At 35.4% G+C, this 11,650-nt stretch carries 8 protein-coding genes and 2 pseudogenes; 2 read left to right on the forward strand and 8 right to left on the reverse strand.

Translation table 11 applies throughout. The features are described 5' to 3' along the window. Positions 1-101: 101 nt before the first annotated feature. Positions 102-1,375: pseudogene (locus tag ON07_RS15005) on the forward strand (replication-associated recombination protein A). A gap of 138 nt (positions 1,376-1,513) precedes the next feature. On the opposite strand, the gene ON07_RS15975 reads toward ON07_RS15005, so the two are convergent. The 8 genes and pseudogenes from ON07_RS15975 to ON07_RS08700 all read right to left on the reverse strand — a co-directional run bounded on the left by ON07_RS15975 (position 1,514) and on the right by ON07_RS08700 (position 9,414). Beyond that, positions 1,514-2,356, reverse strand: coding sequence for a hypothetical protein (locus ON07_RS15975; protein WP_010230147.1), 843 nt, complete (start codon positions 2,354-2,356; stop codon positions 1,514-1,516). Next, positions 2,356-3,762 (reverse strand): DUF5723 family protein, encoded by a 1,407-nt coding sequence (locus tag ON07_RS08670; protein WP_033445063.1) that lies wholly within the window; start codon positions 3,760-3,762, stop codon positions 2,356-2,358. Before ON07_RS08670 ends, ON07_RS15975 begins: the two co-directional genes overlap by 1 nt. 3 nt (positions 3,763-3,765) lie before the next feature. Further along, positions 3,766-4,317, reverse strand: coding sequence for a hypothetical protein (locus ON07_RS08675; protein ID WP_010230154.1), 552 nt, complete (start codon positions 4,315-4,317; stop codon positions 3,766-3,768). 46 nt (positions 4,318-4,363) lie between these two features. Continuing rightward, positions 4,364-5,053 carry a YjjG family noncanonical pyrimidine nucleotidase gene (locus ON07_RS08680; RefSeq protein ID WP_010230157.1) on the reverse strand — a complete coding sequence of 230 codons (690 nt, stop codon included), beginning with the start codon at positions 5,051-5,053 and terminating at the stop codon, positions 4,364-4,366. Next, positions 5,043-6,329, reverse strand: coding sequence for a polysaccharide deacetylase family protein (locus tag ON07_RS08685; protein ID WP_010230159.1), 1,287 nt, complete (start codon positions 6,327-6,329; stop codon positions 5,043-5,045). The genes ON07_RS08680 and ON07_RS08685 overlap by 11 nt, the downstream gene beginning before the upstream one ends. Positions 6,330-6,341: 12 nt before the next feature. After that, positions 6,342-7,040, reverse strand: a pseudogene (radC, locus tag ON07_RS15010) (RadC family protein). 72 nt (positions 7,041-7,112) lie between these two features. Next, on the reverse strand, positions 7,113-8,471 hold the full coding sequence (locus ON07_RS08695; RefSeq protein ID WP_010230161.1) for a UDP-N-acetylmuramate--L-alanine ligase: 1,359 nt from the start codon (positions 8,469-8,471) through the stop codon (positions 7,113-7,115). A 61-nt stretch (positions 8,472-8,532) separates the two neighbouring features. Then, positions 8,533-9,414, reverse strand: a complete 882-nt coding sequence (locus ON07_RS08700; protein WP_029331723.1) for a tetratricopeptide repeat protein — start codon at positions 9,412-9,414, stop codon at positions 8,533-8,535. A gap of 210 nt (positions 9,415-9,624) precedes the next feature. On the opposite strand from ON07_RS08700, the gene ON07_RS08705 reads away from it, so the two are divergent. Continuing rightward, positions 9,625-11,650, forward strand: a 2,026-nt coding sequence (locus tag ON07_RS08705) for an immunoglobulin domain-containing protein (RefSeq protein ID WP_010230164.1), incomplete at its 3' end; no start/stop codon positions are given.

An 11,650-nucleotide genomic window follows, 5' to 3' on the forward strand; every position in this document is an offset into this window, starting at 1 on the left:
TAATCAATAGCAAAAGTTATGCGCATTAATTAGTAGTGTCATTTTGTCAACAGTATCTTAATTATGAGAATCAGTCATTTTCGATTTCCTACCTTTGCAATATGAATGAACCTCTTGCAGAACGGCTAAGACCCAAAAAATTAAGCGATTATTTAAGTCAACAACATTTAATTGGGAAAAATGGCGCCCTTACACAGCAACTTAAACAAGGAATGATCCCTTCTCTTATTTTATGGGGTCCTCCGGGAGTTGGTAAAACCACTCTAGCTAATATCATAGCAACAGAGAGCAATAGGCCGTTTTACACATTAAGTGCCATAAATAGTGGAGTAAAAGATATTCGAGACGTAATAGACCGAGCTAAAAAAGGGGAAGGCCTTTTTACCACCAAAAATCCAATCTTATTTATAGATGAGATCCATAGGTTTAGCAAATCCCAACAAGACTCGTTACTGGGTGCTGTTGAAAAAGGCTGGGTTACGTTAATTGGAGCCACTACAGAAAATCCTAGTTTCGAGGTGATCTCTGCCTTGCTTTCCAGATGTCAGGTGTATGTCTTAAAGCCTTTTGAAAAAGAGGATCTCATTGCCTTGCTACAACGAGCGATCAAAGAAGACCCTGAGATAAAAAAGAAAAATATAAAACTTACCGAAACGGAAGCATTATTGCGCTTAAGCGGTGGTGACGCAAGAAAATTATTGAACATTTTTGAACTGCTGGTAAATTCTGTAGAAGAGCCAATCGAAATCACAAATGAGCTAGTTCTTGAAAAAGTTCAGCAAAATACAGTGCTTTATGACAAAACGGGGGAACAGCATTACGATATAGTTTCGGCATTTATAAAATCTATTAGAGGGAGCGATCCAAATGGCGCGGTTTATTGGCTAGCAGAATGATTGAAGGTGGAGAAGACGTAAAATTTATTGCCAGAAGAATGCTTATCGCCGCAAGTGAAGATATCGGCAACGCAAATCCAACTGCCTTAATCATGGCAAATAATACTTTTCAGGCGGTTACAACTATCGGGTTTCCGGAATCTCGTATCATATTAAGCCAGTGTGCTATCTATCTTGCAACTTCTCCAAAAAGCAACGCTTCCTATGCCGCAATTAATGCAGCACAAAGTCTTGTGAAAGAAACAGGAAACTTGTCGGTGCCTTTACCTATAAGAAATGCTCCAACTAAATTGATGAAAGACTTGGGATATGGGGATAATTATAAATATGCGCATAATTATGAAAATAATTTTGCTGAAGCAGAATTTCTCCCGGAGGAGATTAAAAATACCATGTTTTATACTCCCGGCAATAATCAACGCGAACAAGTGCAAAGAGAATTTTTGAAGAAACGTTGGAAGAATAAATACGATTATTAGAGATCCCTATCTCATTCGATGATGATAAAAAAAGGGTTGTCATTCTGAAAGCAGTGAAACGGTTTGAAGAATCTCTAAGGAACAGAATTATTCTTTTTAGAGATCCCTCCTGTCGTCGGGATGGCAATTCAGCTTATTCTAATTTTTCAGTTTATAAGTTTTAATGGAAGTATTATTCCCATTTTCTGCGAGAATTTCAACAATTAAATTTCCAGTGGCATCAAAAAATGCCATTCCGGTATTCTGTAAAGTTGAATAAATAAAATGGGTAGCACTGCTTGTTTTTATGAGTTTCGCAAATGGCTCCTCCATTTCTTTCTGAAAGATCTGAAAACCATATTCAGATTCTAATAGATACACCTCTAGATTATCCGAAACAAACAGTCTTTTATTTTTCAATTTACCTGAAGGCTTAGGATTTTTTTGGATTTCTCCGGGAATGGCAGACACTATCACTTCTTCAACTTTATTCTCCTTTACTTCCTTTACCGACTCTGATTTTACTTCAACTGGAGCTTCAGAAATTTCTTTTTTCGGCAATACAGATTTTTCATCATATTTATAATTGATGGCAGCAACATATTTAAATGCATCCCTAAGTGCACTCTGATAGGCCATTTTAAAATCCTTTTCTCTACTACTTCCTTCTTCTGAAGTGAAAACAACTTGATTATTGCAGTTTTTCAAACTGATCTGCAGATTCGTTTTAAGAAACCCACTATTTTCAATTACATCTGCATATAAAGTATTGCAAGGCTCTAAGGAAAGATCTGCCGGTTTTAATTCACTTTCCATAAATACAGTAAAACCATATTTCTCGAACAAAAACTTAGTGAGCGCATTCATTTGATATTCATTCGGTTCTTTTAAAAATTCGAATTTTTCCGGAACAACTACATATTTATAAGAGTTCAAATCCTGTCCGATACTTGTAAAACAAACACCAAGTAGTAACGCAAAAATTAAATAGATCTTTTTCATTATTTTTTAAATATAAACTGCATTCCGAATTGAATAGAGGCACTTTGTGATTTTGCAAGATTCAAATATCCTGCTAAATTATCTGCTGCAAGATAAAAATTAAACTTCTTTATTTTTTTTGAAACCAATAAACCCACATTATAATATGAAAAATCATCGACGGTATAAGAGATTTTCGCTCTAAAGGTGTTCGAAAATTTCCGATCGTAATAAGCAGTTAAAGCATAATTCATAGTTCGAGGCCTCTTAACACCAAAAAGATGAACTCCAATAAGATTATAATTTCTTCGCTTGTAAGTTCTCCTATAATCACAAATCTCAAACATTTCTTCAAAACCAAATTCAATAGCGGCATTAAATTTTACAGGCCTCCAGGTTGTATAATTTTCGTTTAAGGTTTCATCTTTTAAATTTCTGTCTACTTCATCTTCAAAAAGATCCCAATATGGGATTGTATTATCTGTAGGCGCCACATCTGGAAATAAAGGCTCAATTCCATCTGTTTCATAATCTCCATAATACAAGTAATTCTCCACGTCGTGCTGCTGATACATAATCCCAATATCCAGTATAGAAGCAGTAATCCTAAAGTTATCTTCCAAATTATAAGTAGCCCCAATATCAGCACCAACACCAACATTACCACCAAAAAAAGATCGTTTCAATAAATCTCTGGTAGATTCTTGTACTGTCCTTCCGGTGTTATTCAAAGAAGCATAGCCGGAAGTATTTACCCTAACGTCGATATTTTCTGCAAAATGCCTGTAAAAGTTAGGAGTGTTAGGATCATCTCGGGTTATAAATTTTCCTGAATTATTTGTACTGGCAACATTAAATATTCCGGAATACAGCTTACCGCGTGCTCCAATAGTCAATTTATTATTAATCTTTTTATTGATACCTAGATGATAAACCGTCATGATCTCTCCTGTAAAAGAAACATCAGAAAAATCGAAGGGCTCATTTAAATAAGCGTTATTTCCTTCGTTCACTAATAAGGCAGGATCTTTAGGAAAATAAGCAAACATGTCCATTTCTTGATACACTCCTGCAGAAAGGTATTGCCCATTTTTTAATCTCCACCCAAAAGAAAGAACTTCTAATTGCTGATGGAGGGTAAAATAATCGTTTCTAGTAAGTCTTCTAATTGCCGAGCTAACCTTTCTATTTACATCCGGCTTAGACTCATCAAAAATATCAAATAAATTTACTCCTGAAGAACCCGCTGAAATATGGAATTTTGAGAATAAGGGCACGCCTATATGTCCATCGAAATTGACATTCGCCCCTGGATTGTTTAGCAAAGATTGCGGCAACCCTCTCACATTATATAACAACTGTTTATTTTGACCTTGGCAGAGAAAAATTCCTAGTATAATGGTAAGGCATGAAAGGTAGAATCTCATCTGCTAAAATTCAAATGAAAAAAGTCCCTTTGATTCAAACTTCAATTCCCCATCGAATGGATTCTGATTAGGCAATACCTCGATCTCCACCACCATTTTAATAGATTTCTTGATAACATCTATTCGCTCGTTTTCAATAAATTCTATCCAATCGGTAATGGCAGGGTTATCTTTGTTTCCTTCAGCAATATCAAAGCTCACAGAGCGCTGTACCCTATCATTTTCAGAAAGAAATGAGATTTTATTCCTAAAAGGTTGTGGAAAAGAGTTGGTATATTTAAAGCTGAACTCTACAGTTACCAGGTCATCCTGAATATAGCTGTCATCTAAAAATTCTAAGCGAACCGTATCTCGAATGATTGGTGTAAAAGCACCCGACTCTTGATCCTTGAAATCGACATTTGTTACATCAAAAACTAATAAGCTTACTTGAAGGTCTGGTGTTAACGCAATTTCTTCTGTTTGATCTAGATCTACCCCTTTTACACACGAATGCAATACCACGCTAAAAAGCAGCAGTAAAATGGGGGTTTTAAGGAGTTTTACAAAAGACATCAGGGGACTATTCTTTTAGTGAAACGAAGATATAAATTCTTTATTGCTATAAATACATTCGCAAGTCTTTTAACTTTTGAACTTGAGGCACTTGCAAAGTTTCCAGCTTACCATAATAATCAAAATAAAGCGCATGTAATCCTGCATTTTTAGCACCTTCAATATCAGCTTCATAACTATCCCCAATCATGATGGAATTTTCCGGAGCTGCATTAGATTTTTGAAGCGCTTTTTCAAAAATTTCTAAATGTGGCTTTTTCACGCCAGCTTCCTCAGAAGTTGTAATGGTGTCAAAATAGTCTGCGATTTGGGAATTTTGCATTTTATTATGCTGAATTTCCTCAAAACCATTTGTAATAATATGAAGCTTATATTTAGGTTTTAAATATTCCAAAATTTCAATTGTATCTTGAAGCAAGTGATTAAAATCTGGTAGAACACTAATATATCTGTTGGACAGATTATCTATAGCCTCATCTGAAATCTGAATTCCCAATGCATCAAAACTATCCCGAAGCCGTCCAATACGCAGCATCTCTTTGGAAACCAAGTTATTTCGGTACCGAGCCCAATAATTGATATTTATAGGAATATAGGTGTTTAAAAAATCCTGAATTTCAATCTCAATATTTTCTTCCTTAAAAATCACATCGAACGTTAATGATGAATTTTTATCAAAATCCCATAAAGTGTGATCTAGATCGAAATAAACATGCTTTATATTATTAAATTTCATGGATTTGCTTAAGTAATGAATAATGATAATGTGAATTAGCGTATTCTGAAAAATCTCTATTTTTAAAGATTGTTAGCATATTTCCCTTCACACTTTTAAGATCTTTTCTAATTTTGAGCACTACTTCCTGTAGTTCTTTGGCATCATAAATACGTGTTGCCTGAGAATGAAAAACATAAGGATGCACTTTTAATGGGGTTGTTATTTCTAAATTGATGTCGTAGAACAAAAAAGGAATACTCGTTCCTGCTCTAAAGCCAACAGTTTCAGGATAACCCATAGAATAATCATTAGGGATTTCTAGTTCATTTAAAAAACCATAGTGTTCGGGTAATAATAAATTATATTTTGGATTTATCACATTTTGTAAAGGTCCGTGAATTATATTTTCGAAACGCTTTTTTTCAACTTTTAATACTTCAATATCAGAGATAGCGAAATATCCAAGTCGCAATCCCACTTTGGAATAATCTGCAACATATTTAATGATCTCCCGGTAATTGAGGCGGTTATGATTAATATTTCTGTCGTAAGCATTAAAATTGCTTAGCTGAAACATAAAATTCAAATTGATCTTATGTTTTTTCACCAATAATATTAGATCATCAAACACATTATAGGGATCTTTTTTGAGCCTTAGTTGAACTTTCAATCTATCGGAAACCCTGGAAAATTTCAACTTCCCAAGATCTAAAAGAATGCCCGTAACACTTCTTAAAAAGCCTTTATTTTTGAAATTAAAAACATGGCTTACAGAAATTACCGATGTTATTTTGTATTTCCTTTTTTTAAAGGATATTTCAGAAAATCTGGAAACCAATAATTTTTTGAATTTTTGGATCCAAATATCCACTACAGGAGAATCTAAGAATGCTTCTTTAAAGGCCAAACTTTCTAAGGCTGGAAACCTTCCAAATTCATCTTTTACGTGAGGTAGATATTCCTCGTATCTGGAAAGTAAATAAAAGGAAGCAGCAAAAATATCGAAAGGTAGATCACTGTTCTCCGAAACCGAAAAAAAGCACTTAGTTTCTTCCCAATCCAATACTTTTATTTCTACATCGCTAAAACCTTGTTCTAAGAGTAGTTCTACGTTTTGGAAAAACAATTCATTTCCCAATCTCTTTTTCCCATAGGAGAATTTCATGCCTTCATAAGCAACAAACTCTTCTATTTTCGAAGTGAATTTAATATCTACCCCTAGCACGCGCGTACAAATATGCTTAAAAGAGTAGGTTATTCTTGGAGTTACTTTCGGTGTATAGATTAAAAGCATTGTAAAGTGGAGTTACATCAATCCTTCGTCGGCAAAGCTAAAATAGGACTTTTCAGTAACAATAAGGTGATCTAGAATTTTAATATCCATACTTTCCGCAGCCGTTTTTTAATTTTATGGTTAGTTGTTTATCTGACTCGCTAGGGTTTAAATTTCCAGAAGGGTGATTGTGAGCAAGAATTAGTGAAACTGCGCCTAACTCTAAGGCTTTTCGCAATGTGATTCGAACATCCACTAGTGTGCCTGTAATACCACCTTTACTTATCTGAAATTTTTCGATGATTTTATTTGCATTATTTAAATACAAGATCCAAAACTCTTCGTGAGGCAAGTCCCCGAGAATAGGTTGTAACACTTCAAAAACAGAGTTACTGGAAGTAATCTTTATGTTTTCCAGGCTTCTTCAGATCGCCTTCTTCTTCCCAATTCCATTGCAGCAATAATAGAAATGGCTTTTGCTTCTCCAATACCTTTAAACTGCGTGAGTTGAGAAACTGATTGCTTTCCCAGTAAATTAAGGTTATTTAAGTTTTTAGAAAGGATTTTCTTTGCTAATTCTACAGCGCTTTCGTCCCTATTTCCAGATCCAATTAAAATTGCAATTAATTCTGCATCGGTTAAAGAAAGTTTTCCTTTCTGAAGTAATTTTTCCCGAGGCCTATCGTCTACTGCCCATTCTTTTATTGTGAAAGGAATTTTAGTGCTACTCATACTGTTCGTTTATATAAATATAAACAAATCAAGCATTTATGAACCTAACTCTATAAAATCAGAAATGATAAATTAATTGGAAACCCAGTTTTTGATTTCATTAAAATCTAATCCGCCATAATTCCCACTACTCATAAGCAATAATACTTTATTTGAGTAATCCATCTTTTGTAAATGAAGTTGAAATTCTTCGGAATTAGTGTAAACCGCCAATTCTGATTTTTCAAAAGCTTCATGTATTTGTGTTTCAGTAATTGGAGGCATTTTTTTTATTTGAAGGGCTTCAGGAGAGAAAAAAACTATGGCTTCATCGGCACTGTATAGACTTGATTTATACTGTTTTAAAAACTCAGGAGTCAGACTACTATAGGTATGCAACTCTAAACATGCCACTACTGTTTTATTCGGATATTGATCCTTTACTGCAGAAGTTGTGGCAGAAACCTTGGATGGGCTATGGGCAAAATCTTTATAAACCAATGTACTATTAGTATCTACTATTTTCTCCAATCTTTTAGAGGCGCCTTTAAAAGTAGCTATTGCCTCATAAAAATCATCCTCGTCTACACCCATATGCTGACAAATCCATTTTGCTCCAGCTAAATTATTAAGGTTGTGCGCTCCAAAAAGTTCTATAGGCAAATCGCCTTCGGGAGTATTTAAAACTGTTACTCCATCCTCTATAGAATATTCCGGAGTATGATACCCATGTTTCCGAATTTCATTTGTTGTATTTTCAGCAATTCTAATAAGCTCTGGATCTTCTTCATTGTAAACTAGAATTCCACCACTCACTATAGAATCTACAAAAAACTCAAATTGCTCAACATAATTCTCGTAAGTAGGAAATACGTTGATGTGATCCCAAGCCACGCCACTTAATAGCGCAATATTAGGTTTATAAAGATGAAATTTTGGTCTTCTATCTATTGGGGAAGATAGATATTCGTCGCCCTCTAAAAGAATAAAATCATTTTCTTTGGTTAAATGAACCATAGTCTCAAAACCTTCCAATTGAGCTCCAACCATAAAGTCAATTTCCTTTCCATTATAATGCAAAGCATGCAAAATCATAGAGGTTATCGTGGTTTTTCCGTGGGAACCCCCTATTACAACTCGTGTTTTATGTTTTGATTGTTCAAATAAAAACTCCGGATAAGAATATATTTTAATGCCCAACTCACTAGCTCGAAGCAGTTCCGGGTTATCTTTTTTTGCATGCATTCCAAGAATTACAGCATCTAAATTATTTGTAATTTTTTCAGGAAACCAACCGGTTTCATAGGGCAATAAACCTGCATTCTTAAGTTTGGATTTTGAAGGCTCAAAAATAGCATCATCACTACCTGTTATTTTATATCCTTTTTGATGTAAGGCCAGCGCCAAATTGTGCATTGCGCTTCCGCCAATAGCAATAAAATGAAGATCCATGAAATAAAATTTGAAGCAAATATAAGTATTAAAGCCTACCTTAAAGAAGATAAAAATCTATTTATAAATCTTGAATTCGATCCTTTTCATTCAACGCTTCTTTAAAATCAGCCTTAAGCGTTAGTGCTTTGTTGACATATTGCAAAGCTTCCCGTTTATTTTTTAGATTGGCCATAATCTGTGCCTTTCTCAGGTATACCCACTCCATGGAATAGATGTCCTTATAACTGTAGTTTTTGGTATACTTATCCAGTAATTGTAATCCGTAAGCCGATTCCAGATCAAGCTCCGCAGCAACTTTCCCTAACTCATAGTTAAGAGAATTAGTAGCTGCGGCCTCACCGGTAGCCTTGTATTTTTTGAAAGCATATTTATAATAAACCATCGCATCTTCAAGGTCCTCATTCTCTTTTATGATGAAGCCTTTTGCCAAATATGCATTTACAGGGCTTAGATTTTTTAGTTGATTGGCATACATCAGTGCTTTTTCATCACTACCTCCTAAAAACCCAGGCAACTTGATATATAATTCTACAAGGGCTCTCCTAGATTCAATTTGCGAGCGATCTTGTTCGGCAGCCAAGGCTAAGTACTTTTTGATATCCGGTATATAAACTACCGCTTGCAACCTTGAAACACTTAAAGCTTTCATTCCTAAAGCTCCGCCGTATTTTAGATTAAAGTCTGCCTTTCCCGGATTAGCAACCACCAACTTTTTATAATAAGATATGGCAGTATCCCAGTTTTTTTCGAAACTTGCAATATCCCCTAATAGCTCTAGAATCTTAAGGCCTGTATTATTTTTATTAACTTGTTCGATCAGAAGGGACTTCGCTTCGTCTATTTTCCCTTCCTCTAAATAAGAAATGGCTTTGTCTGAGACTGACTGAGAGTAAATCACAGAAGTAAAAAACATAAGAGATAAAAAGAGAGTTTTTTTCATAAAATCGAATGTAAGAAATTATTGTCAAACATGATCCTTAACACACATTAATCTGAGTGTCAGATTAACAAAACATTAACATCATTGTTTGTCGATGTTAAATTAATGCCTAAAAAGAACAGTATTGTAGAAAAATATTACAATATTTGTGTCGCCTTTAATGGTCATTTATTAACTAAAATATTTAATGTTAAACTTAACACCTAGCCTATGCAAAATTTTACATTAGGGAAGAAGGGATATGCTATGCTCCTTTTCGCCCTTATTTTATTAATTGGAAGTTCGCCCACTTATGGGCAGTGCCCCGTTCCGGCAGATGATAATGCTGCCACTGCTGGAAATCAACAATCCTTCTGTGCTTTGGCAACCGTGTCGGAGCTTGAAATTGATGACTTCGATGGAGTTGATCCAGATAATGTTAGATGGTATAGAAATGCCACATCAAATACTGCAATTCCTGACAATGAAATATTAAGAACCCAAAGATACTTTGCAGGAAACGGATCTAATACTTGTACCGCCAGACAATTTGTAGATGTTACCGTGGATGATATTGGTCCTCCAACCGCAGATTTCGGAAATACTTTTGCTCCGTGTGAATATAGTACTAGCGACAACAGTACTGTCCAAGACTTAATAGAAAGTGTAGTTGGTGAAGATATAAGAATCTACGAAGAAGAATTTACTGGAGATGCCCTTAATCCTAACGAACTTTTGGTTGAAGGAAGAAGTTATTTCGCCGATCAAAAAAACCCAGATACAGATTGTAGATCTAGTCGTTTAGCATTAAGATATGAGCCAGTTTTGGCTGAAGCTCCAACTGCAGAACCTGTGCAAACATTTTGCCCTGGTGCAACGGTAGCAGATCTTGAAGCTGAAGCAACTAGTGCTAATACCACCGCATTTAGATGGTATAGCACTGCAACTTCTAATCCACAATTACCTAGTTCTACTCCCCTTATAAATGGAGAAACCTATTATGCTAGTCAAATTGTGAATAGAGAGAATTCTCCTCTTCCTCCTTGTGAGAGTATAGATAGAGCTGAAGTAACAGTAGTATTTCAGGCTGTTACTCCATTGGAAAGCACTCAAGTTTTTTGTGTAGACCCAGATGATGCTTCTACGAATCCTAGAGTTGAAGATTTAGTATCACCTTATGGAACTCGTTTCTTTGCTGATGCTAATTTCACACAACTTCTTGCTCCACAAGTTTTATTGGTAGATAATGAAGATTATTTTACTGCAAACGGAGACCCGGACACATGTGAAGCTACCAGAGTTGTAGTAGATCTTGTAGAGATTCCAAATGCTGGTGATGATGTAAATGAAACTGTTTGTGAAACTGAACTAAATAACCCAGCAGATCTTATTGCGCAATTCAATGCTTTATTAGTTGGAAGAGATTTAGGTGGAACATTTTCAGATGACACAATTGCTGAACTTACCGCACAATTTACTAGCAACCCAATAGGAGTTTTCACAACTACTTATACTGTTGATAACGGCAGCTGTACAGATTCTGCTCAAATAACTGTAACTGTAATCGAGGCAACTCCTGCAGAGGCGGGAGACGATCAAGAATTAGCGTTTTGCTCTACAGATGGGATACAAAACCTTTTTGATTTTTTAAGTGCAGATGCTAATCCTAACGGAACATTTACTTTCGATTCAAATGGAAATGAAGTTCCTAGTGGAAACTTTGATCCTGCATCCTTTGGGGGGCAAACTGTGGAAATCACTTATACAGTAGATGGCGATACTCCACCTTGTACTGTTGGATCTGATACGGCTGGTTTTGAAATCGAAGTTACTCAAGCGGAACCTGCAAACGCAGGTGGTCCAGTTACTGCTACCTATTGTGAAAATGAAGATGAAGATGTTACATTAGTTTCTCTTTTAGATAGCGACGCAAACACAACGGGATCATTTAGCGCTCCTTTTGAAAGTGGCATATTTAATCCTGCAGATCAAGGTACTGGAACTTACACAATCACTTATAGTTTAGACGAGTCTGAAGACTGTGTGACTGGCATAGATGAAACCACTATAACTATTACAGTTAGAGAAATCGAAGAAGCTGATGCTGGCGAACCTGTAGTTGCATCTTTCTGTGTTACTGAAACGCAAGATGTTCAATTAACTTCACTTTTAGCTGATGGAGTAAATACATTAGGAGCTTTTGATGCTCCATTTGAGGATGGAATTTTCAATCCGGCATCTGCTGGAGTTGGAGTCT

The sequence above is a fragment of the Gillisia marina genome (genome assembly GCF_000258765.1).
GTDB lineage: Bacteria > Bacteroidota > Bacteroidia > Flavobacteriales > Flavobacteriaceae > Gillisia > Gillisia marina.